25 protein-coding genes and 1 tRNA gene are annotated in these 23,204 nt (G+C 41.8%); 12 read left to right on the forward strand and 14 right to left on the reverse strand.

Features of this window, described 5'->3' with window-relative positions; genetic code table 11:
- The first annotated feature begins 3 nt into the window (after window positions 1-3).
- A complete protein-coding gene (cdaA, locus tag FLP08_RS04835; protein WP_156274608.1) occupies window positions 4-777 on the forward strand; it encodes a diadenylate cyclase CdaA in 774 nt (257 codons plus the stop codon).
- 84 nt (window positions 778-861) lie between these two features.
- Here cdaA and FLP08_RS04840 read toward each other — a convergent pair whose 3' ends face one another.
- On the reverse strand, window positions 862-2,628 hold the full coding sequence (locus FLP08_RS04840) for an ABC transporter ATP-binding protein (RefSeq protein WP_156274610.1): 1,767 nt from the start codon (window positions 2,626-2,628) through the stop codon (window positions 862-864).
- Window positions 2,629-3,375 carry a tRNA pseudouridine(38-40) synthase TruA gene (gene truA, locus FLP08_RS04845; protein WP_156274612.1) on the reverse strand — a complete coding sequence of 249 codons (747 nt, stop codon included), beginning with the start codon at window positions 3,373-3,375 and terminating at the stop codon, window positions 2,629-2,631.
- Window positions 3,376-3,485: 110 nt separating this feature from the next.
- Here truA and FLP08_RS04850 point away from each other — a divergent pair, with 110 nt between their 5' ends.
- A complete protein-coding gene (locus FLP08_RS04850) occupies window positions 3,486-3,974 on the forward strand; it encodes a metallophosphoesterase family protein (RefSeq protein ID WP_156274614.1) in 489 nt (162 codons plus the stop codon).
- Between the two features lie 62 nt (window positions 3,975-4,036).
- On the opposite strand, the gene FLP08_RS04855 is transcribed toward FLP08_RS04850, so the two are convergent.
- Window positions 4,037-4,447, reverse strand: coding sequence for a DUF4293 domain-containing protein (locus FLP08_RS04855; protein WP_156274616.1), 411 nt, complete (start codon window positions 4,445-4,447; stop codon window positions 4,037-4,039).
- Window positions 4,448-4,637: 190 nt separating this feature from the next.
- Between FLP08_RS04855 and rho the strand changes: the two genes are divergently transcribed.
- Window positions 4,638-6,308, forward strand: coding sequence for a transcription termination factor Rho (gene rho / locus FLP08_RS04860; RefSeq protein WP_156274618.1), 1,671 nt, complete (start codon window positions 4,638-4,640; stop codon window positions 6,306-6,308).
- Window positions 6,309-6,632: 324 nt separating this feature from the next.
- Here the strand turns inward: rho and FLP08_RS04865 are convergent.
- Together FLP08_RS04865 and FLP08_RS04870 are read right to left on the reverse strand one after the other, a co-directional pair.
- A tRNA-Gly gene (locus FLP08_RS04865) sits at window positions 6,633-6,705 on the reverse strand.
- A 47-nt stretch (window positions 6,706-6,752) separates the two neighbouring features.
- Window positions 6,753-7,178 (reverse strand): GNAT family N-acetyltransferase, encoded by a 426-nt coding sequence (locus tag FLP08_RS04870; protein ID WP_238388441.1) that lies wholly within the window; start codon window positions 7,176-7,178, stop codon window positions 6,753-6,755.
- A 75-nt stretch (window positions 7,179-7,253) separates the two neighbouring features.
- Here FLP08_RS04870 and FLP08_RS04875 point away from each other — a divergent pair, with 75 nt between their 5' ends.
- The 3 genes from FLP08_RS04875 to FLP08_RS04885 are packed head-to-tail and all read left to right on the forward strand — an operon-like array spanning window position 7,254 to window position 9,752.
- Window positions 7,254-7,805 carry a ClpP family protease gene (locus FLP08_RS04875; RefSeq protein ID WP_156274622.1) on the forward strand — a complete coding sequence of 184 codons (552 nt, stop codon included), beginning with the start codon at window positions 7,254-7,256 and terminating at the stop codon, window positions 7,803-7,805.
- A 2-nt stretch (window positions 7,806-7,807) separates the two neighbouring features.
- Window positions 7,808-8,089, forward strand: a complete 282-nt coding sequence (locus FLP08_RS04880) for a GNAT family N-acetyltransferase (protein ID WP_156274624.1) — start codon at window positions 7,808-7,810, stop codon at window positions 8,087-8,089.
- Window positions 8,090-8,117: 28 nt separating this feature from the next.
- Window positions 8,118-9,752: a L,D-transpeptidase family protein gene (locus FLP08_RS04885; RefSeq protein WP_156274626.1), complete on the forward strand. Its 1,635-nt coding sequence runs from the start codon at window positions 8,118-8,120 to the stop codon at window positions 9,750-9,752.
- Window position 9,753: 1 nt separating this feature from the next.
- Here FLP08_RS04885 and FLP08_RS04890 read toward each other — a convergent pair whose 3' ends face one another.
- Window positions 9,754-10,491 (reverse strand): murein L,D-transpeptidase catalytic domain family protein, encoded by a 738-nt coding sequence (locus FLP08_RS04890; protein WP_156274628.1) that lies wholly within the window; start codon window positions 10,489-10,491, stop codon window positions 9,754-9,756.
- A 460-nt stretch (window positions 10,492-10,951) separates the two neighbouring features.
- Here FLP08_RS04890 and gpmI point away from each other — a divergent pair, with 460 nt between their 5' ends.
- The 6 genes from gpmI to FLP08_RS04920 are packed head-to-tail and all read left to right on the forward strand — an operon-like array spanning window position 10,952 to window position 15,632.
- Window positions 10,952-12,469, forward strand: coding sequence for a 2,3-bisphosphoglycerate-independent phosphoglycerate mutase (gene gpmI / locus FLP08_RS04895; RefSeq protein WP_156274630.1), 1,518 nt, complete (start codon window positions 10,952-10,954; stop codon window positions 12,467-12,469).
- 5 nt (window positions 12,470-12,474) lie between these two features.
- The gene (locus tag FLP08_RS04900) at window positions 12,475-13,029 is read left to right on the forward strand and encodes a TlpA family protein disulfide reductase (protein ID WP_156274632.1); all 555 of its coding nucleotides are present in this window, start codon (window positions 12,475-12,477) and stop codon (window positions 13,027-13,029) included.
- Window positions 13,030-13,081: 52 nt separating this feature from the next.
- Window positions 13,082-13,486, forward strand: coding sequence for a BT0820 family HAD-type phosphatase (locus FLP08_RS04905; RefSeq protein ID WP_156274634.1), 405 nt, complete (start codon window positions 13,082-13,084; stop codon window positions 13,484-13,486).
- Window positions 13,487-13,492: 6 nt separating this feature from the next.
- The gene (gene map, locus FLP08_RS04910) at window positions 13,493-14,308 is read left to right on the forward strand and encodes a type I methionyl aminopeptidase (protein ID WP_156274636.1); all 816 of its coding nucleotides are present in this window, start codon (window positions 13,493-13,495) and stop codon (window positions 14,306-14,308) included.
- Window positions 14,301-14,864, forward strand: a complete 564-nt coding sequence (locus FLP08_RS04915) for an HNH endonuclease (protein WP_156274638.1) — start codon at window positions 14,301-14,303, stop codon at window positions 14,862-14,864. Before map ends, FLP08_RS04915 begins: the two co-directional genes overlap by 8 nt.
- A 3-nt stretch (window positions 14,865-14,867) precedes the next feature.
- Complete coding sequence (locus FLP08_RS04920; RefSeq protein ID WP_156274640.1) at window positions 14,868-15,632, forward strand: class I SAM-dependent methyltransferase; 765 nt, start codon at window positions 14,868-14,870, stop codon at window positions 15,630-15,632.
- Here FLP08_RS04920 and FLP08_RS04925 read toward each other — a convergent pair whose 3' ends face one another.
- From FLP08_RS04925 to FLP08_RS04960, 8 genes are all read right to left on the reverse strand, one after another.
- Window positions 15,633-16,646 carry an FAD:protein FMN transferase gene (locus FLP08_RS04925; protein WP_156274642.1) on the reverse strand — a complete coding sequence of 338 codons (1,014 nt, stop codon included), beginning with the start codon at window positions 16,644-16,646 and terminating at the stop codon, window positions 15,633-15,635.
- Between the two features lies 1 nt (window position 16,647).
- A complete protein-coding gene (locus tag FLP08_RS04930) occupies window positions 16,648-17,004 on the reverse strand; it encodes a DUF8840 domain-containing protein (RefSeq protein WP_156274644.1) in 357 nt (118 codons plus the stop codon).
- 165 nt (window positions 17,005-17,169) lie between these two features.
- On the reverse strand, window positions 17,170-18,456 hold the full coding sequence (nqrF, locus tag FLP08_RS04935; RefSeq protein ID WP_156274646.1) for an NADH:ubiquinone reductase (Na(+)-transporting) subunit F: 1,287 nt from the start codon (window positions 18,454-18,456) through the stop codon (window positions 17,170-17,172).
- A 15-nt stretch (window positions 18,457-18,471) separates the two neighbouring features.
- A complete protein-coding gene (gene nqrE, locus FLP08_RS04940; protein ID WP_156274648.1) occupies window positions 18,472-19,086 on the reverse strand; it encodes an NADH:ubiquinone reductase (Na(+)-transporting) subunit E in 615 nt (204 codons plus the stop codon).
- A 27-nt stretch (window positions 19,087-19,113) separates the two neighbouring features.
- Entirely contained in the window at window positions 19,114-19,860 is a 747-nt protein-coding gene (locus FLP08_RS04945) for an NADH:ubiquinone reductase (Na(+)-transporting) subunit D (protein WP_156274650.1), read from the reverse strand.
- A gap of 2 nt (window positions 19,861-19,862) precedes the next feature.
- Complete coding sequence (locus FLP08_RS04950; protein WP_156274652.1) at window positions 19,863-20,606, reverse strand: Na(+)-translocating NADH-quinone reductase subunit C; 744 nt, start codon at window positions 20,604-20,606, stop codon at window positions 19,863-19,865.
- Between the two features lie 2 nt (window positions 20,607-20,608).
- Window positions 20,609-21,796, reverse strand: a complete 1,188-nt coding sequence (locus FLP08_RS04955) for an NADH:ubiquinone reductase (Na(+)-transporting) subunit B (protein WP_156274654.1) — start codon at window positions 21,794-21,796, stop codon at window positions 20,609-20,611.
- Between the two features lie 14 nt (window positions 21,797-21,810).
- Window positions 21,811-23,154, reverse strand: a complete 1,344-nt coding sequence (locus FLP08_RS04960; protein ID WP_156274656.1) for a Na(+)-translocating NADH-quinone reductase subunit A — start codon at window positions 23,152-23,154, stop codon at window positions 21,811-21,813.
- Window positions 23,155-23,204 lie beyond the last annotated feature (50 nt).

Raw genomic sequence — 23,204 nt, forward strand, 5'->3', positions numbered from 1 at the left:
GATTTGGACATCATAGATCTTCGAATTCTCGATATCCTGGATATTGTTTTTGTAGCCCTGCTGCTCTACTATGTTTATAAACTGGTACGTGGTACTGCCGCCGTGAACATTTTTATAGGAATCGTGGTCATTTACCTGGCCTGGCTGCTTACCCAGTTATTACAAATGGAATTGCTAAGCAGCGTGCTTGGAGAGTTCATAGGCGTTGGGGTATTTGCCCTTATCGTGGTTTTCCAGCAGGAGATAAGGAAATTCCTGTTAATGATAGGCTCTACCAATTTCACTCAAAAAGGGAGGTTCTTTAAAAGTTTCAAGTTCAGCCGGGACGATTTTGACTCCAAGATCAACGTAGATGCGATCATTGGCGCCTGTGAGAACATGGGCAAGACCTATACCGGTGCGCTGATGGTGATCCAAAAGAACAATAAGCTTGATTTTGTGAAAAACACCGGCGATAAGATGAAAATAGAACTTAACCAGCCCATCATAGAATCTATCTTCTTTAAGAATAGTCCGCTGCATGATGGTGCCATGGTGATCGAGGAGAACAAGATCACGGCTACCAGGGTGATATTACCGGTTTCCAATGACCGTTCCATTCCTTTAAGATTTGGCTTGAGACACCGTGCTGCCGTGGGAATTACCGAAAAAACCGATGCCCTTGCATTAGTAGTTAGTGAAGAGACTGGACAAACCTCTTATATCAGGGACGGACAGTTCGTGATGTTCGAAACCATGGACGAGCTAAAGGAAAAGATCAAGGAGGATCTGAGCTAAACTCGAAAATTTTAATCTGGAATATTTTTCAGGGAATAATTAGACAAAATAAATTATAGATCTTTTAAGTTTAAAGACCGAGATTTATAGAGCCTCTTCGGCCTTGAACTGTACTTCGTAAAGTTTCTTGTAGTAGCCATCGGCTTTTTGAAGCAACTCTTTATGACTGCCAATTTCAACGATCTGCCCCTCGTCCATCACGATGATCTTATCGGCCTTTTTAATGGTAGCCAGCCTGTGCGCGATGACGATAGAAGTTCGACCCTCGGTGATCTTATCTGTCGCATCCTGGATTAGCTGTTCGCTATAGGAATCCACCGAAGAGGTAGCCTCATCCAGGACCAGGATACTAGGGTTACTTACGTAAGCCCTTAAAAACGAGATCAACTGACGCTGACCAGAAGAAAGCATGGCCCCTCTTTCCTTGACATTATAGTAATAGCCGTTAGGAAGCGAAGTAATAAATTCATGAATCCCGATCTGTTTTGCCGCGGCGATCACATCTTCGTCAGAAATATCAGGGTTGTCAAGGTTGATATTGTTCATGATGGTATCAGCGAAAAGAAAGACATTCTGCAGCACCACCGCGATCTGGGCTCTCAGAGATTTTAGTTTTATATCCTTAACATCGGTATCATCTACCAGGATCTTTCCGCTGTCGATCTCATAAAACCTGCTAAGAAGATTGATGATCGTAGATTTCCCGGCACCGGTCGCACCAACAATAGCCACGGTCTCCCCCTCTTTCACCTTAAAGGATACTCCTTTGAGCACTTCCTCATCTTCAACATAACTGAATCTTACATCCCTGAACTCGATATCCCCTTTCAGATTATCTATCTCTATAGTTCCCTTATCCTCGATACTGGATTCGGTGTCCAGAATTCCAAAAACGCGGTTGGCTGCCACCATTCCCATTTGAAGAGTATTGAACTTATCTGCGATCTGCCTTAGAGGACGGAATAACATCTGGGACAATTCGATAAAAGCCACAATGATACCCAAAGACATTTCATCACCGGCCACGACCCTTAAACCTCCAAACCAAACGATAAGACCAATGGTTATAGAAGTAGACATTTCAGCAATAGGAAAGAAAATAGAGTTATACCATACGGTCTTCACCCAGGCTTTTCGATGTTTATCGTTGATATCTTTAAAATTTTGATATTCGGTCTTTTCCCTGGTAAAAAGCTGAACGATCTTCATCCCGGTAATACGTTCCTGCACGAAAGTATTCAGGTTAGCTACCTGTGTCCTCACCTCTTCAAAGGCCAGTTTCATTTTCTTCTGAAATACCCTGGTTGCATAGATAATAAAGGGAAGTACCGTAAGTACGAGCAAAGTAAGCTGCCAGCTTTTATAGAACATCACGCCAAGTACCACCAGCATTTTCAGTAAATCGCTGATGATCATGAACAAACCCTGGCTAAAGATACTGGCAATGGTTTCTATATCGCTCACCGCTCGGGTTACCAGCCTACCTACCGCAGACTTATCATAATACTTCATGCGGAAGCCGAGCATGTGCTCAAAAAGCTTCACTCTGATATCCCGAACCACGCTTAATCCCAGCCAGTTGGCATAATAGATAAAACAAAACTGGAAAACAACCTCCAGTACCAGCACGCCCAGCATAAGGCTAACGTAATAGATCAGGCTTTCAAAATCTGCCGGGATCAGGGCCTGGTCAACGGTTTCCTGAAGCAGGATAGGCCTAAGAACCGCGAAAAGAGATACAAGAATGGCGGCGATCCCAACAAAATAAAAGATGCGTTTATAAGGATTGGTATATTTAAGCAAACGCTTAAACAGGTCCATATCGAATGCATTTCCCGTTTTTGTAGCCATCTAGTTTATTCTGATATTATCGGGATATTCTATCCCGGTTAAATACAATCCGTGCGCCGGCACCGAAGTTCCGGCCTTGCCCCTGTCCTCACTTTTAATCACTTCGTGAATATGAGACACGGGGTATTTATTTTGTCCAATCTCGACCAGTGTTCCTACAATAGCCCTTACCATATTTCTCAAAAACCTGTCAGCGGTAATATGAAAAACCAGCTTATCTTGCTCTTGCTTCCACTCTGCCCGGTCTATCCTGCAATTGTAGGTATGCACATCTGTCCTGCTCTTGGAAAAGCATTTGAAGTTTTTGTACTCCAATAATGCCGCTGCAGCTTCATTCATTTTATCCACCTCCAGGTGATGCCTCAAAAACCAGGCAAAATCCTTACTAAAAGCGTCCTTTTCCTGGACCAGGTGATATTCGTAGCTCCTGGCCGTGGCATCAAACCTTGCATGTGCATCTTCCCGAACCCTGAATATTTCGGCAATTGCTATATCCTTCGGAAGCATGGAATTGAGCTTATATTTCATTAGATCTTCATCTATGGGAGTGGCTACGTCAAAATGTGCGAACATTTGTTTGGCATGTACGCCTGCATCTGTTCTGCCTGCTCCCACAATATCGATCCTGGACCTGAGCACCTTAGTCAGTTTCTCTTCCAGAACTTCCTGAACACTTATAGAATCAGGTTGATTCTGCCAGCCATGATAAGCCTTTCCAAAATAAGAGAGTTCTATAAAATACCTCAAGCCCCGCTTTCTTTTTATATTAGCGAAATGCAAAGATAAGGCAATTATAACAAGGAGAAAGGCATTGTCCGGGCATCCTTTGTTAAACGAAAATTAAATATTAAAACGATTTGAGAAAAATACTTTTGCTAAGTGATACCCATGGTCATATGGACGACCGCATTCTGCACTATGCTAACGAAGCCGATGAAATATGGCATGCCGGGGACATTGGCAGCCTGGAGGTGACCGATAAGTTAAAAGCCGTTAAGCCCCTTAAGGCGGTATACGGAAATATTGATAATGCAGAGATACGCAAGGAATTCCCGCTGAACAATCGCTTTATGTGTGAAGAGGTAGATGTCTGGATCACCCATATTGGAGGTTATCCCGGCCGGTATTCGCCCGCGGTAAAGGAAGATATCAAAAAAGATCCGCCCAAGATCTTTATTTCAGGACATTCGCATATTTTAAAAGTAATGAACGACAAGAACCTGAAACTACTGCATATGAACCCTGGAGCAGCCGGAAAACAAGGGTTTCATAAGAAAAGGACCATGTTAAGGTTCAAAATAAACGGAAGGGATATAAGCGACCTGGAGGTAATAGAACTGGAATAATTAAAAAACCCGAAGCTAAGACTTCGGGTTTTTCACGCACTAATACTACTAAGATGATAGGCTTATCGTAATCGGTCTACAGATTTTACGAGATCTTCGTCCTTTTTGATGGCCTTATTGGCCAGAACAAGAAAAACGATAGAAATAATAGGAAGAAACATCCCAATACCCTTCTCTGAAATATCCATTTCTCCGGGTAAAGTTAGAGACCAATAAACAAACACTCCTAGTAAAAAAAGGTTCAATATTATATTAAGTCGCCCCAGCACGAACTGGAGCTTCCTGTTTCTAAACATAAAAATGCTCACCAGCGAAATAGCTGCCGAGGCAAGGAACATCCCAAAGGCGATCAACTGGTCCTGAGCATATACAGGCTCACCTGCCGAGTTTTCCCAAAGGGAGAATACGAAAATCAATCCCGCACTCGTAATTGCTGCTAAAAGTAAGTAAATCGTTTGTATTCTTTGAAGCATATTTCTTGCAGTTGCGGGACAAAAATAAAAGATTCTTTTTAGAATTACTGTCTAAAAGTTTAAAATAAAGTTGTATTATTGCAGGAACAATTCGTAACCCATTCAATGTTGGTTACTTAAGTCTCCAAACTTTTTGTTCTTCCTCGAGAAGTTTTAAAATCAACCCAAACAAAATTATTTTTACGCATTCATGTTTGAAATTTCAGAATTAAAAGCTAAAAAGCTTCCTGAACTTAAGGAAATCGCTGAGACCCTGAACGTTCCTAAGTACAAGACCTTAAAAAAACTAGATTTGGTGTATCAGATTCTGGATTACCAGGCATCAAATCCCAATAAAGTCAAAGAAGTTCTTACAGACGACAATCAGGAGCCTGCAAAGCCTAAGCCGCAAAAACCGGCCAAAGTTGGAAGCGACAAAAAGCCTCCGAGATCTTCAGCTGCTTCAAAGTCTTCACAACCAAAACCATCAGCTAAAGACCACTCATCTTCCAAGGATTCCACTCCATCCAATAAAGATGACAACAGAAGCAATACTCCTGCAAAAAGCAGCGGTAGAGACAAAAAGCAGTCTCCTAAAAAAGATACCCGCAGTCGCAACGATAACAGAAATGACAATCGTAACGACAACAGGAACGACAATCGCAATGATAACCGAAACGGGAATCGCAGCGATAATCGTAACGACCATAAAAAGAATAACGGGAATCGTGATAACAGGAACCGTTACCGCGAACCCGATTATGAATTCGACGCCATCATAGAAAGTGAAGGAGTTTTGGACATCATGCAGGATAACTACGGTTTCCTAAGATCTTCAGATTACAATTACCTTACTTCTCCAGATGATATTTACGTTTCCCAGTCCCAAATCAGACTATTCGGATTAAAGACAGGAGATACAGTACAGGGGCAAATCAGACCTCCAAAAGAAGGAGAGAAATATTTTCCACTTATCAAGATCAATAAGATCAACGGTTTGGACCCGCAGGTAGTGAGGGACCGTGTCTCTTTTGAGCACCTTACTCCTCTATTCCCTAAGGATAAATTCAACCTGGCTGAAAAGCAAAGCTCTCTTTCAACAAGAGTGATGGACCTTTTCGCTCCTATTGGTAAAGGTCAGCGTGGAATGATCGTTTCACAGCCTAAGACCGGTAAAACGATGTTATTAAAGGATATTGCCAATGCAATCGCGGCAAATCATCCCGAAGTATACCAGATCGTTCTGCTGATCGATGAAAGACCTGAAGAGGTTACTGATATGCAGCGTAATGTAAAAGGCGAAGTGGTAGCTTCAACTTTCGACAAAGAGGCACACGAGCACGTTAGAGTGGCTAACATCGTTCTAGAAAAAGCCAAAAGGCTTGTAGAATGCGGCCACGATGTGGTGATCCTATTGGATTCCATTACCAGGCTGGCGAGAGCTTACAATACGGTTCAACCTGCCAGTGGTAAGGTATTGAGTGGTGGCGTGGACGCGAACGCCCTGCATAAACCAAAAAGATTCTTTGGTGCAGCCCGTAATATTGAGAACGGTGGATCTTTATCTATTATCGCGACTGCCCTTACTGAAACAGGCTCGAAAATGGACGAGGTGATCTTTGAAGAATTCAAGGGTACCGGTAACATGGAACTTCAATTAGACAGAAGGATCTCGAACAGAAGAATATTCCCGGCCATCGATCTTGTTTCTTCAAGTACACGTAGAGACGATCTATTGCTGGACGACAATACCATACAACGTATGTGGGTACTTAGAAAATATCTTGCAGACATGAATCCTGTAGAAGCTATGGAATTCATTAATGACAAGATCAGAAATACCCGCAACAATGAAGAGTTTCTAATCTCCATGAACGGTTAGACACTGTTAAACTATATTTTTACAGCCACGCCCAAAAAGCGTGGCTGTTTTATTTTTGAAAGATGGTCCTTTCCCTGGAGAGAGAGAATGGAGAAAATAATAATTTCGAGAAGCCGAAACAAGTTCAGCTTGACGTGTCACCCTCAAGCCGCCCTCTTTCTGGAGTTTAGAATTAAAAAAAGCTTCATTATTCAATGAAACTTTTATAGCGGGAGTGATCACGCTCCGAGCACGACATTCAGTAAAAGGATAAACCTTAGATTCCTATCTCCAAAAGACAAATTCTGGTATAAAAAAAGCTCCATCTTTCGATGAAGCTTCTAGAGCGGGAGACCGGGTTCGAACCGGCGACATTCAGCTTGGAAGGCTGACGCTCTACCAACTGAGCTACTCCCGCCTGTGGGTGCAAATATAATCTGAAAGCTTTCCATTTTCCAAAAAAAATTACAGCTTTTTTAAAAAATGATACCCGCGAATAATATAGCCTAATTCCATATAAAATTTGTGAGATCTGAAATTTTCGACATAACTATTCAACTCCATTGTTTCACAGCCTTTTGCGGCTGCATATTTATGAATATATGCTAGTAGAGTTTTGCCGACACCCCTTCCCTGCTCTGCCTCCTCTATAAAAATATGATCTACCTCGCAGGACCTGCCGGCATAATGCCGGGTCATAAACCAGAGCCCGAAAACGCCGATGAGCCTATCTTCCTTATAAATACCAAAACATTCATAGTTCTGGTCGAACATTTCAAGTAGCCTTTTCCCAAGAATATCATCGGCTGGCGGCACTTCATATAGTTTTTTCAGGTACGGCAAAACCAGTGCAAAATCTTCTTTTAAAATCTTGTTAAATGCCACTTGCATGATTCTGTTTTCTGCTAAAATAGTCATATTTTTAGCTTCGACTTATATAAAGAAAAACACTCTTAAATGGATTTCATGAAAAATAAAACCGGAAAGATTCAGGATTTAATCGACATAAAATTATTAGAAAAAAGAAAGATCTACATGTGGGGCGAAGTGAACGATAAAAGCGCCAAATATGTGATCGACAGGCTTGAATATCTTGACCTTGAAGGAGACGAAGAAATCCAGTTGTTTATAAATAGCCCCGGTGGGTATGTTACCGACGGTTTCGCGATCTACGACACCATTATGAACCTGGAGTCTCCGGTTTCGACCATCTGTACCGGGCTCGCAGCATCCATGGGATCGATCTTACTTTCTGCCGGTAAAAAAGGCAGGAGGTTCATCCAACCACATGCGAAAGTGATGATACACCAACCTAGCGGTGGCGCCCGCGGACAGGCTTCGAACATCGAGATCGCTGCGAACGAAATCCTTAAGACAAAGCATTTAAGCGCAAAGATACTTGCAGAAAATTGCGGGCAAACTGTAGAGAAAGTTTTAAAGGATTTCAACAGGGATTACTGGATGGACGCACAGGAATCACTGGATTATGGAATTGTGGACGATGTCTTTAAAAAATAAATATGGAAATTAAGCACAGGGAGAATGACAGCAGAGGAATGTTCTTCATAGAAAATGATAAGGGGATCATAGGCGAGCTTACTTATCACAAGAATGAAGGCAGTGTACTTACCATAGACCATACCGAGGTAAAACGCGAAATGGAGAACCAGGGTATTGGTTCAAGCCTGGTAAAAAAGAGCGTGGAATATGCCCGGGAGAATGATCTGAAGATCCATCCCCTATGCCCTTTTGCTGAAGTACAATTCGATATTCATAAATCTTATTCAGACGTAAGAGCATAAGCCTTACGCCCACCCCTATCTTAACCTAATGCGTAACTGCAAATATCTTTTCCTGTCCTTTTGCCTGCTTATTATCACGGCCTGTAAGGATGACCCAAAAACTGCGGGCATGGAGCAACGCGATGAGGAGGAGGTAGAAGAAATAGCTTTTCTTACAGATTCAGACGAGATTGAAGATTATCTTGAAGATGAATTTCAACCTGAGAAATTCCATTATCGGGATAGGCTTATCGAATTTTACAATAACAATGAATATGAGCCGGTATGGTCTAACCGGAAATTAAGAGATGATCTATTTCGAAATATTGAGAATATCGAAGAAGAGGGATTGTTCTTTGAGGATTACCATGGGGAACAACTTCAGGAACTTTTAACCAGTATAAATACGAATACTGAAGAAGAAAACAATTTGCTGGAAATACTTCTAACAGATTCCTTTTTCCGGCTTTCAGAAGACCTGGCTAACGGTAAGCTCAACCCCAGGAAGATCTACGAGATCTGGGGTTCCCCGGCCAATGAAATTGATCCCACCCAGCTTTTAAAATCTGCCATAGCAAGCGAGGATATAGATGCAGCGCTGGAATCGGTTAAGCCCAATCATATCGTTTATAAAGGCCTAAAAAAAGCCCTTAAAGAATATAAAAAGGAGGACTGGAGAAATACTCCTGCCACCAGGATCGAGCCGGGCAAACTAATCAAACCCGGGGAAGAAGACCCCAGGATATTTTCGGTAACCAAAAGACTGGCGGAACTCGGATATTATAAAGCTGAAATCGATTCATCCAATACCAAATTCAATAAGAGCATACAGGATGCCTTAAAGGAATTTCAGAAAGAGCACGACCTGCAGATAGACGCTTTACTGGGAGAGTCCACCATCAAGAATCTTAATTACACCAAGGAGGATCGCCTGCACCAATTACTGGTAAATATGGAACGCTGGAGATGGTATCCCCGGGACCTGGGAGATCACTACATTATTGTGAACATCCCCAATTACGAACTTAATGTGGTAAAGAATGGCGATACTATAAGGACCCACAAAACCGTGGTAGGAAAGAATTACAGGAAGACTCCGGTTTTTTCAGACCAGATAGAATATGTGATCTACAACCCCACCTGGACCATTCCACCCACGATCAAGAAGAACGACGTGATCCCGGGAGCCTCAAAGGACATTGGCTATTTAAGAAAAAAGAATATCAAAATATATGACGGCAGCGGAAACACCGTAGATCCTGCCAGCGTAGACTGGTCTTCTTCAAAAGCAAGGTCCTACACTTACAGGCAGCCGGCAGGTGCAACCAATCCCCTGGGAATCGTAAAAATCATTTACCCGAACGAACATATGATCTACCTGCACGATACGCCTTCGAAGAATCTATTTGAAGATAATGCCAGGGCGGCAAGCTCAGGCTGTGTTCGCGTTCAGGATGCCCTCGGCCTGGCAGAATACCTGTTGAGCGACCAGGAAAAATATGATAAGAAAAAAATAGAAGATATTTTAAAATCTGGAAAAACCACAGAGATTCCGGTTACCCAGACCGTTAGAGTGCATCATTTTTACTGGACAGCATTCCAAAAAAAAGATACCACCAAATTCATTGATGATATCTATGATCTTGATCGTCAGCTCTGGGAGTTATTAAAACCCAGCGCCTGATCTATACATTCAGAAATTCTGAATTCTTCAGGTAGTTCTGGTCATCCTTATGGATATAAACTACAGAATTCCCTTTTATTTTATGAATTAGTTTCTTGGCTATTTTATTAGGAACCGCGGGACAACCATAACTTCTCCCGAGTCTTCCTACCCTGTCAATAAATTCTGGTTCAGCATAATCTGCTCCGTGGATCACTACATAACGCTCACGGGCTTTAGAATTGAAGCCTTCCTCCATTCCATCTATAAATAATGACAGGCCGTTCTTACCGTAATAAGTTTCGCCGGTCACGTAAAAACCTAAAGAACTCTGGTGAGAATTAGGAGTATTAGAAAACTTGTTAGCGAATTCCAGTCCTGTACCCTGGCCGTGAGCCACGTAGGTATTAAAAAGGACCTGACGGGTGTCCATATCAAGGATCCACATTCTCTTTTTGGTAGAAGAAAGATTAAAATCTATTACGGTAAGAAGTGGATTCGAGATCTCTCCATCTTCATCCAGCTTCATATATCCGCTAATAGCCTTTTCAAATACTGAAAGTTGCGGCATAGAAGAATTCTTAGCTGAAAATGATTCGTAAATCTCTACAACTTTTGCTTCGAAGGTTTTCTCTTCATTCCTGGTTTCAGGAATTTCTGCGGCGATCTCAGCATCTTTATTCTTATTGATCTCGGCTGCACTAGTAAAAGCAAATGAGAAAATTAAAACTCCAACAACCGTAAGGATCCTATACTTCATATATCTGTGTGTTTTTAAAATTCTGTTAATTAAATCCAAAAGCCTTGCCAACATACGAAAATTAAAAAGCAATTTCCAAGTAAGCGTAATTTTAACATTACACAAGCTTAAAAACCTCTACATGAGTTGACTAAGAACAAATCAGATAGTTTTAAAGAACGTTATTTTTAAAGTCTTATTTTACAATTTCGATTTTTTTAGTGTTAAATTTTTAAGGACAAAGTATTCGAGGGTATTAAGAATTATTCTTTGTTAAAAGGGGGGTTCAAAATCAAGGTCGCTGGTATAATTAAAATTCATTGAAATTCTGCAGTTTCATCTCCCTAGAATCTTTCGTAGAAATCATTCGAAAAGCAGGCGGTAGCTCAAGATTAAGCCCAGTTTTAATAAAACATTATAGCCTCCGGCACTGGCATTACATGTAATTGTTTTTATCTTTAGCCCCCAAAGAATTTTACAAATGAATAAGAAGGTCCTTTTAATGATACTGGACGGTTGGGGCATCACTCAAAATGAGGAGGTTTCAGCCGTTGCACAAGCAAAAACCCCTTTTATGGACGCACTTCCAGATAAATTTCCACATGCGTCTCTAAGGACAGACGGAATGAATGTTGGATTACCGGAAGGCCAGATGGGAAATTCTGAAGTTGGCCATATGAACCTGGGAGCTGGCCGGGTGGTATACCAGGATCTCGTTAAGATCAACATGGCCGTAGAAAAGGATACTTTAAAAGACGAGCCAGTCCTTGAAGAAGCCTTGAATTATGCGGTAAAGAATAATAAACCTGTCCATTTTATGGGACTGGTTAGTAATGGCGGGGTGCACTCCCACATCAATCACCTCAAAGGCCTGCTTTCTGCTGCTGATAAGCTTGGGGTAAAAAATAAATATGTGCATGCCTTTACCGATGGGCGCGATGTAGACCCGCATTCGGGCAAAGGCTTTATTGAAGACCTGCTTCCGCATCTTGAAAAAACCAACTCCAAACTGGCTTCAGTTATTGGCAGATATTATGCTATGGACAGGGACAAAAGATGGGAACGCGTAGAAAAGGCTTACGATCTTATTGTAAAGGGTGAAGGTAAAAAGACCACAGACCCTCTTGCAGCCATTCAGGAAAGCTATGATGAAAATATTAGTGATGAGTTCATCAAACCTATTGTAATTACAAATGAACAGGGAGAAGCGGTGGCTAAGCTTTCAGAAAAAGACGTGGTGATTTATTTCAACTTTAGGACAGACCGCGGAAGACAACTTACCCAGGCGCTGTCTCAGGATGATTTCCCTGAATACGACATGAGGAAGCTTACGTTGTATTACGTGACCATGACCAAATATGATGACAGGTTCAAGAATGTAAATGTCATTTTCAAAAAATCGAATATCAAAGCTACCCTAGGTGAAGTACTGGAATATGAAGGAAAGAAACAGATAAGGATAGCCGAAACCGAAAAATACCCGCATGTCACCTTCTTTTTTTCAGGTGGACGCGAGGAACCTTTTCAGGGAGAAAAGAGGATCATGTGTAATTCTCCTAAGGTAGCTACCTACGATCTTCAGCCTGAAATGAGCGCTTTCGAAATCAAGGACAAGATCCTTCCTGAGATCGAAAAAGAATCGGCAGATTTTATCTGCCTAAATTTCGCCAATCCAGACATGGTTGGACATACAGGAGATTTTGATGCTGCTATTAAAGCCTGCGAAACCGTGGATACCTGCGCTAAGGCCGTGGCAGAAAAGGCTTATGACCATGGCTATTCTGTAATAATCATTGCAGACCACGGTAACAGCGAAGTAATGAGAAACCCTGACGGAAGCCCTAATACAGCCCACACAACCAATCCAGTTCCACTAATTCTAATGGATAAGGATGCAAAAAGTATCAAAGAAGGTAAGTTAGGTAACATTGCCCCGACTGTTTTAAAACTTATGGGAATTGAACAACCAGATTTAATGACCGAAGACCCATTAATTTAATCCTTATGAATAAATTTTTTATACTGCTTGCGGTGATTACCATCAGCTGTGCCAACACTGTAAGTAATAGTCCGAAAACCAATGTAACAGCAGAAATAGAAGAAAACGAAGTGCAAAAAGACATGCTTCTTGGTGAATTCACCAAGAAGGATCTTCAGAAAAAACCTTTTTCCAAGTGGTTTGAACCAAGATATACGAATTTCACCCCTGAGAGTGAGGCTATGGAAACCATCAGGAAAAATATCAAAGATTATGATATTAAGGTTCTTATGGGGACCTGGTGCGGGGACAGCAAGAGAGAAGTTCCTAAATTATTAAAGATCCTCGACAACTCAGATTTCGACTACGACCAATTAGAGATGGTGGCTGTAGACTATAATAAAACCACGCCTTCCATGATAGAAAAAGAACTGGATGTACACCGTGTACCCACCATAATATTCTATAAGGATGGTAAAGAAGTAAACAGGTTCGTAGAATATTCTCAGGAAGAAAGCATCGAAGAAGACCTGGCGAAAATCGTTAACGGGGAAACGTACAAAAATTCCTACGCAGACTAACTTATAGCTAAGCTTAAACCTCAAATTAGAAAATATTAACTAATTTCGTATTATGCCCAATTCTCTTACCATAGCGGTTGACTTTGACGGGACTATAGTGGAGAACAGATTTCCTGAAATAGGAAAACCTATACTTTTTGCTTTTGAGTCTTTGAAAAAATTGCAGAACGAAGGTCATCGCCTTATATTATGGACGTACCGTCATGGGGAGCGCCTTAATGAAGCCGTTGAATTTTGCGAGCAACACGGCATCAAATTCTACGCGGTAAATAAAAGTTATCCTGAAGAGGAATTTGACAATAGCATAAGCAGAAAAATACTAGCTGATATTTTTATTGACGACCGTAATATTGGTGGGCTAAAAGGCTGGGGGGAAATTTGCCAGATGCTAAGCATTGAAAATCCTCAAAAAGTAAAAAAGAAAAAGAAAAGGACCGGTTTATTCGGCAGATTTTAGAAAACTATGATAATACCTAAATCCAGAGAAGAAATAGAATTAATGCGTGAGAGCGCACTAATAGTTTCCAAAACTTTAGGGATGCTTGCTCCAGAGATCAAACCTGGAGTGACCACTCTTCAACTGGATAAAATGGCCGAGGAATTCATCAGGGACCATGGTGCAGAACCAGGATTCCTGGGGTTATACGATTTCCCAAATTCCCTTTGTATGAGCCCTAACGCCCAGGTGGTTCACGGTATTCCAAATGATACCCCTCTTAAAGACGGGGATATCATTTCTATAGATTGTGGAGCTATCAAGAATGGTTTCTATGGAGACCACGCTTATACTTTTGAAGTTGGTGAAGTTGCGCCTGAAGTAAAAAAGCTTCTGGAAGTTACCAAGGAATCCCTGTATGTGGGCATCCGTGAATTCAAAGCGGGGAACCGTGTTGGAGATGTTGGTTATGCCATACAGAAGTATACCGAGGACCATGGCTACGGAGTCGTAAGAGAACTTGTAGGCCACGGGCTTGGAAGAACCATGCATGAAGATCCTGAAATGCCTAATTACGGGCGCAGAGGAAGAGGAAAGAAATTTGTTGAAGGAATGGTCGTGGCCATAGAGCCTATGATCAACCTCGGAACCAAAAGAATCAAGCAATTACCAGACGGATGGACAATTCTTACAGCAGACAATAAGCCTAGTGCCCATTTTGAGCATGACGTGGCCCTTGTTGATGGTAAACCCGAATTGCTGTCCACATTTAAATATATTTATGAATCTTTAAAAATCAATTCACAAGAAGAAGACGAATTTAGAGCCAAAGTTTATGATTAAAAGTTACAGACAGGAAATCTGGAAAACCCTACACAAAGATTCCTGGGAAGACCGCTTTGTCTATGAAGTCTCAAATTTCGGAAGGATGATCAGTTATCTGAAAAACCCCGAAGGAGACCTAATGAAAGGCGGAAAAGTAGGTGGATATTTAAACTTCGCGGTAAAATTGAAGAATGGTAAGCACAAGACTTATTACATTCATCGCATTATTGCAGAAATGTTTTTAGAGAAGAAAGAAGGCGACCAGTACGTGATTCACAAGAATTTCGTGAAAAACGACAATCGTGTTTCTAACCTGGCCTGGGCCACCAAAGATGAGTGGGTCCAGCATCAGTACAACAGTCCTAAGGTTAAGGAGAACAAGAAAAAAAGGAAACTTAGAAAAGTGACCTCTTATTCTAAACTTACCTATGCACAGGCTGTAATCTTAAAGAAAAAACTTTTAGATCCCGAAAGGAAAACCCGGATCAGGGTACTTGCCAAACAATTTGGAGTATCAGAGATGCAGCTTTATCGCATCAAATCTGGCGAAAACTGGGGAGATATCGAAGTATAGCTAATGAGTAATCTTTTTAAACTGGCCTTAAATTCAATTCCCAGGCCTGTTCTTATTAGAGCCAGTTACCTGGTAAGGCCGTTTTTAAAGATTTACCTTCATGGCAATCGATATATAGATCCCATTGACGGGAGCAGCTTCAGAAAGTTTTTACCTTACGGTTACGAAAATCAGCGGGAAAATGTTCTTTCCCCCTCTACCCTTTCGCTAGAAAGGCATAGGCTGTTATGGCTTTATCTGAAGGAAAAAACCAATTTTTTTACGAGCAGTCACAAGGTCTTGCACTTCGCACCAGAACAGGCGTTTTATAAGAGGTTTAGGAATTTGAAGAATCTGGATTATACCACGACAGACCTGAACTCTCCCCTGGCTGATGTAAAGGCAGACATCTGTGATCTGCCTTTCAAAAATGAAAGTTTCGATTTTATTTTATGCAACCATGTGCTGGAGCATATCCCAGACGATCGTAAGGCCATGGAAGAAATATACCGTATCCTGAAACCAGGGGGTACAGCGATACTCCAAATCCCGCAGGATCTAAAACGGGCTAAAACATTCCAGGATGACTCCATAACCGATCCTGAGGAGCGCGCCAAAATATTTGGGCAGTATGACCACGTACGGGTTTACGGCAGGGATTACTTCGATAAATTAAGAAAAGTAGGTTTTCAAGTGGAAGAAGTAGACTACACCTCCCGCTTAAGTGAGGAACAGGTAGAGAGATACCGGCTGGCCAAAGGGGAGATCATCCCCGTTTGCCATAAATGATCATTCCAGCAGGTTTTTCCTGAACCCGGGACTTACGAACTCTCCCATATTACCTTCTGGAGTGGAATATAAGATATAAACTTCTACATTATCTAATTCCTCAACCAGCTTTTTGGTCCTTTCCAGCCCGAGAGCCATAAAAGCAGTGGCGTATCCATCGGCCATCATACAGTTATCTGTGATCACTGAAGCACTGAGAAGATTGCTGCGCTCAGCCTTTCCATTCATAGGATTTATGGTGTGGACATATTTTTGCCCGGTAACCGAATCCATTCGGTATTTACGGTAATTTCCGGAGGTAGCCATGGCCGCATTTTTCAGTTTTACTTTTGCTTTTAAACTACGCTCGCCTTCTTGCTGATCTGGATCGTCAATTCCAACCACCCAGTCGGCTTCGCTTTCCAGGTTTTTTCCCTTCGCTCTGAGTTCACCTCCCAGTTCTATAAGGTAGTTGTTCACTTTGTTCGCTTCCAGGTATTCCGCGATGACATCTATGGTATATCCTTTGGCTATAGCGTTAAAATCCAGATACACATTGGGATGCTCTTTTTGAAGCCTTCCTTTTTCCGTAATATTTATCTTATCAAAGCCCACCAGGTTGCGCAAAGAATCCAGTTTAGAGCTATCTATCTCTTTTAAAGGTTTATCGGGCCCAAAACCATAAGCGTTAACCAGGACTCCCACTGTTGGATCAAAATACCCGTTGCTTTCCTGGTATATCTTACTGGACCCAGCAAAAACCTTTTTAAAGTGCTTGTCTACCTTCACGGTGGTATCTCCCCGGTTGATCTTAGAAATATCAGATCCGGTTCGATAAGTACTCATTGAAGAGTTTATAACTTCAAGGATACTGTCAAGAGATCTTTCGAATTTAAGGTCACGATCTGAAAAATACTTAACCATGTAGGTAGTTCCCAGGGCTTCCCCGGTATATTGATGACCGTCTATTTCTGACTTATCTGCACAAGAAATCAGCGAGACCAGCGCTAAGAATAAAATCGATATTTTTTTCATATTAAAATTCCTTCCAACCTGAATAATTTACAACGTAATCTTCATCACTATCGATAGGTTTTTCGTAATCGGCAGAGTTTGCCAAACCTACGGCAGCATAAAAAGTGCGGGCGTTAAACTTCTCTGCATGCTCCTTGATCTCTTTAAAGAAAACCGGGTCGTAGGCAGAGGGATCATCGGGATATTCGATAGCCCTTACGATCACAAAATGTAATTTCCCGGCCTTTAAGGCCACGAACTGGGGATTCTTCTTTAACTGGGAATTCACCCCAAGGAATTCGTATCCCTGGTCTTCCAGGTCTTTCCCAACGATATTCATCGCCAGGTTATGCAGTTCCTGTTTGTTTAATTTCGGCATGGGTCAAAGATAAAAATTAGCTGGCTGAAAATTGGTTCACGTGAAACCTAACTTGATTCAGGTTGGTAAAAAGAGATCCTGAAACAGGTTAAGGATCACAATTCTGTTAATTCTGGATGTTCAATTAAAAGCAAAAAAATCCCGCCGAAGCGGGATTCTAATTTATTATCCTCCGAAGTCATCGAAGCGAATATTCTCTGGCGGGATTCCAAAATCCTCTCCCATTTTCTGAACAGCCTTGTTCATCAATGGAGGTCCACAGAAATATAGTTCGATCTCTTCCGGTTCTTCATGATGCGATAAATAGTTATCTATCACTACCTGATGAATGAATCCTACGAAACCGTCTCCTTCATCATCCAGGCTGGATTTTACTTTCCAGTTATCTTCTTCCATTGGCTCAGAAAGGGCCAGGTAGAACTTAAAGTTAGGGAAATCTCTTTCTAAAGCCCTGAAATGCTCCGTGTAGAACAATTCACGCTTAGAACGACCACCATACCAATAAGTCACTTTTCTATCGGTTTTCAAAGTTCTGAATAAATGATATAGGTGAGACCTCATTGGGGCCATTCCGGCACCACCACCAACATAAAGCATTTCTGCATCGCTCTCGTTGATAAAGAATTCACCATAAGGTCCAGAAATAGTTACCTTATCTCCTTTTTTCAGACCAAAGATATAAGAAGAAGCAACCCCAGGGTTCACATCCATCCAACCATCTTTAGCTCTATCCCATGGCGGGGTAGCAATACGAACATTCAGCATGATCTCACGCCCTTCAGCCGGGTAAGAAGCCATAGAGTAAGCTCTCTCCACTGTCTCAGGGTTCTTCATTACAAGCGGCCAAAGTTTGAATTTATCCCACTCGGCCTGGAACTTATCTGGAGTCTCGTGTTCTTCAGGGTGAGCCGTGATATCCATATCTTCGAATTTCACTTCACACTTAGGAACCTCGATCTGGATATACCCCCCAGCCTTGTAATCCATATCTTCAGGAATCTCAACAACAAATTCCTTGATAAATGAGGCTACGTTGTAGTTTCTAACTACGGTAGCTTCCCATTTCTTAATTCCGAATACCTCTTCAGGAATGGTGATCTTCATATCCTGCTTTACCTTCACCTGGCAACCAAGTCTCCAGCCGTCAGCGATCTCTTTTCTGGTAAAGTGAGGCTCTTCTGTAGGAAGAATCGCACCACCACCTTCTTCAACGATACACTTACACTGGATACAGGTTCCACCTCCACCACAGGCAGAAGGAAGGAAAAGTTTATTATCTCCTAAAGTTGAGAGCAAAGTTCCTCCGGAACCTACTTCTAAATCTTTTTCATTATTAACATTGATAGTTACAGGACCAGATGGGGTCAGTTTTGCCTTGGCCCCAAGTAGAATGGATACCAATAACAAGATCAGAACTAAAAATACTACTATACTCGCTATTATAACTGTCATAATCTTTCTTTACGATTATAATTTAATTCCCATGAAACTCATAAAACCTAGTGCCATCAATCCGGTAATGATAAATGTAATACCAAGACCTTTTAACGGAGCAGGAACATTTGAGTATGCAATTTTTTCTCTAATGGCTGCGATGGCTAGAATAGCAAGGAACCATCCTATACCACTTCCTAAACCATAAGTTACAGCTTCAGAAATTCCGCCGAAATCCTTTTGCTGCATAAAAAGCGATCCTCCAAGGATAGCACAGTTTACCGCAATAAGAGGAAGGAAAATACCCAAAGCACCGTATAGTGCAGGAGCGAACTTTTCAACGATCATCTCCACTAGCTGTACCATAGAAGCGATTACCGCAATGAACATGATAAAACTTAAGAAACTTAAGTCTACGTCTGCATATTCAGCGCCTAACCAGGTTAGGGCGCCAGGCTTCAGCAGGTAGTTGTCCAGTAAAAAGTTAATAGGTACGGTTACCACAAGTACGAATATTACCGCAGCACCTAAACCAACAGCTGTTTTTACAGTTTTTGATACCGCCAGGTAGGAACACATTCCCAGGAAGTAGGCGAATATCATATTTTCAATGAAAATACTTCTTACAAATAGATTAACTAATTCCATTTTTTATACTTTTTTGCTGTTCAGCTATTAGTTTTCTTCGATTAGTTTACGGTTTCTAGCTCTCTGTACCCAGATGATCACCCCTACCACGATAAGTGCCATAGGTGAAAGCAGCATTAGACCGTTATTCTCATAACCCAGAGCATAAAGCCCGGTTGACTCAGCAAGTGTAGCACCTTTATGACCAAGTACTTCAAATCCGAATAATTTTCCTGAACCTAGAAGTTCTCTAAAGAAAGCTACGATGATAAGGATAAGACCATATCCGGCAGCATTTCCGATTCCGTCAAGGAAGGATTTGTAAACCCCGTTTCCAAGCGCAAAGGCTTCCAGACGTCCCATCACGATACAGTTGGTAATAATAAGACCAACGAATACCGATAATTGCTTACTCACATCGAAAGCATATGCTTTTAGTATCTCACTTACCAGGATCACCAGGGAAGCAACTACTACCAGCTGCACGATGATACGGATACGGCTTGGGATAAGGTTACGCAACATAGAAATAATCATGTTACTAAAGGCCATTACCACCATTACCGCGATAGCCATTACGATAGCAGGTTCTAACTGAACCGTGATCGCAAGTGCCGAACAGATACCAAGTACCTGTACCGTAATCGGGTTATTATCATCTAAAGGATCTGATAGTAACTTTCTGTTCCCTTTAGAAAGAAAGTGCTCTTTTTCTTCAGAATCTGAAAGAAAAAGGATCATTTCCTGTTTCTTCTCTTCCTCTTTAGCAGAGTTGAATTTGTTCTCTTTAGCCATAATTATTTTATTGCTACTTTAATATCCTTTTGCTGCTCGAAATAAGGCAGGTAACGCTTCAATCTTTCTGAGATCATGTCTGAAACACCGTCACCGGTGATCGTCGCTCCAGAAATAGCATCTACCTTGTTATCGTCCTTATCTGAAACATCTATGTTTCCTTTTACCACAGATACACCTACCAGGTTTCCGTTCTCATCGAAGATCTTTTCATCTTCGAATTTCTTACGGAACCATTCTTTGGTGATCTCTGCACCAAGTCCAGGAGTTTCTCCAAGGTGGTCGAAAGTCGCACCTTTAATGGTATTTACGTCATCCTTCAGTGAAATGTATCCGAAGATCGCATTCCAAAGTCCGTTACCTCTTAAAGGAACGATATAATATCTGGAACCTTCAACTTCGGCAACATATAGAGGAAATACCTGCTCATTTACAGGCTTCTTAAGTTCTTTAGCAAGATCTACCTTAAAGGCATCTACAGACTCGTCTACAGATCCATCTTCACGAATGGCCACTTCTTCAACGATGTACTGGTCGTAAAGTTCTTTTGCTCCATCCCTGTCTGTAGCGATTCCCACTGTAGAAAGGATATTCTGCATTTTCTCTTTACGGATATTCTCCTGCTGGGTTGGCTGAAGCGAAGTCGCAGCAAAAGCAAGTACCGCGGCCACAACCACCACCATGATCACGGCGAACATAAAAGTATAGCCGTTACTATTTGTTTTATTTACTGATTTCTCTTCCATAATTATGCTGTTTCAACCTGAGGATTAGCATTCTTAAGTCTTTTCTTTCTTCTGTTAACGTTCGCCTGAACCACGTAGTGATCGATGGTTGGAGCGAAAACGTTCATAAGAAGGATCCCAAGCATCACTCCTTCTGGATATGCCGGGTTAAATACACGAATCATGATCGAGAAGAACCCAACCAGGAATCCGTAGATCCATTTTCCTTTCATGGTCTGCGCTGCAGAAACCGGATCGGTTGCCATAAAGACGATACCAAAAGCAAGTCCACCTACGATTAAGTGCAGATACCATGGGAAGTTAGTAAGGTCATTCCCTTCTAATCCCATTGATGGAAGCGCGTTGAAGATAAGGCCCATTACGGCAGCACCAATAAAGGCACTCACAATGATTCTCCAGCTTCCAACCTTGGTCAATATCAATAATAAAGCTCCTGCCAGGATACAGATCGCTGAAGTTTCAGCGATAGAACCAGGAATCACTCCCGAGAACATATCCATGGCAGAATATGGCACTTCACCACCAGAAGCAAGCTTCCCTAAGATAGTCTCTCCCGAAACCGCATCTACCTCGCTGGCTTCGCTCACCCATACGGTATTACCCGACATATAGGTTGGGTAGGCGAAAAAGGCGAAAGCACGAGCTGTAAGTGCAGGGTTCAATATATTCATCCCGGTTCCTCCGAAAGCTTCCTTACCAATAAGTACAGCGAACACTACAGAAAGTGCCACCATCCAAAGTGGAATATCTATCGGCATGATCATAGGGATCAATAATCCTGTTACCAGGTAACCTTCGTTCACCTCGTGACCTCTGAAGATCGCAAATGCGAACTCGATCCCTAGACCTACTGCATAAGACACAGCGATCATAGGAACGATCTTTAATGCTCCTTCAAGGAAAGCATCCCAGAAAGGCACGCCATTGGCATATTCTGGCAACTGGTGCAGATACTGGTATCCTCCATTCCACATTCCGAAGATAAGTGCCGGAACAAGGGCCAGAACCACGGTGATCATGGTTCTCTTAAGGTCTACCGCATCACGAATATGCGCTCCTTTTTTTGTTGTATGATTCGGGGTAAAAAGGAAAGTATCCAGGGCATTGATCGCCGGAGCATACTTTTCTAATTTCTGCCCCTTATTAAAGGGCTCCCTTATTTTATCTAATCTTTGTCTAATCCATTCCATAGTTCTTCAGCTTTTTAACCTACTTCAGTGATCATTAAATCCAGACCTAATCTTATTACTTCCTGAATTTCGATCTTGGAAGTATTCACATATTCAACCAATGCGAAATCTTCAGGAGCCACCTCATAAATTCCCAGGTTCTCCATTTTTTCTATATCTCCAGCCATACATGCTTTAATAAGCTGCATTGGGTAGATATCCATAGGAAGCACCTCCTCCATTTCTCCGGTAACCACTAAAGCACGCTCTTCACCATTTAGATTGGTAGTAGGAGTGTATTTTCTTTTAGGGAATAACCAGGACAAAGAAGTTCTGGAATTAGAGTGAATATTATTATAGGTAAATGGTAGCCATCCAAACATCCTGTAATTATCCCCTTCAGGAATAAGGGTCACTTCGTTATCGAAGAAACCGATGTACTGGTTATTGGAAAGCTGAGTTCCCGTAAGTACATCTCCAGAGATAATCCTAACATCGCCTGGTGCCTGACCAATAAGATCTGCTACGTTAGCACCGATCTTTACCTGGTAGTACTTTCTATCTTTAGCCTCGCTACCCGCAAGAGCAACAGTTCTTTCTGCATGGTACTCACCGGTTAGGAAAACATTACCAATTATAGCAACGTCTTCAACGCCAACAGTCCACGCACGCTCTCCCCTGTTAATTGGATCGATCTTATGGATCTGAACCCCAACATTACCAGCAGGATGATCTCCTTTTACATGATGCAATTCAACCCCCTGAATATTTTTAAGATATTGAGCTGAACTATCATCAACACAAAGATGAACTTTCCCAGGAGTTAATTTCTTAAGGGCATTGATCCCTTCCTGGAAAGCATCGATCTTGTCTTTTATGATAAAACCTTTATCTGCTGCAAGCGGAGCCGTGGTTACGGCAGAAATAAAGATAGCCTTAGGGGTATCCTTTGGGTCTGCAACGATCGCATAAGGTCTCTGATAAATAAAAGCTCCACAACCGCTTTCCAGGATCCTTTCCTTAACATCTTTAACATCGGCCTTAGCTGCATCCATCTTACCAAAATCGCGGTAAGCATCCTCAGCATCTGCCTCGATGATAATTTCCAGGATCTTTCTTTTATCTCCTCTTTTAATTTCTTTTAGCACACCGCTTACAGGTGTAGTAAAGCGAATTTGTTCTGTATATTTTGAGTAGAAAATCTCATCACCGGCAAGAAGTTTTGCTCCTTCTTTAACAACCATTTTAGGTACTACAGTGTGAAAATCTGGCGGTTTGATCGCATAGGTTTTAGATCTCGGAGCCTTGGTTAGCTCTCGTTCCGCCTCCCCTTCTAATCGCAGAGTTAATCCTCTTTTAATTCGAATGTCTTTTGACATAGGATGGAGTGTATGTTAAAATTTTTAGTTTAAAGTCGTGCAAATTTATG

Origin of the sequence: Christiangramia aestuarii (assembly GCF_009735585.1) — a bacterium.
In the GTDB taxonomy this organism is placed as follows: Bacteria; Bacteroidota; Bacteroidia; order Flavobacteriales; family Flavobacteriaceae; genus Christiangramia; species Christiangramia aestuarii.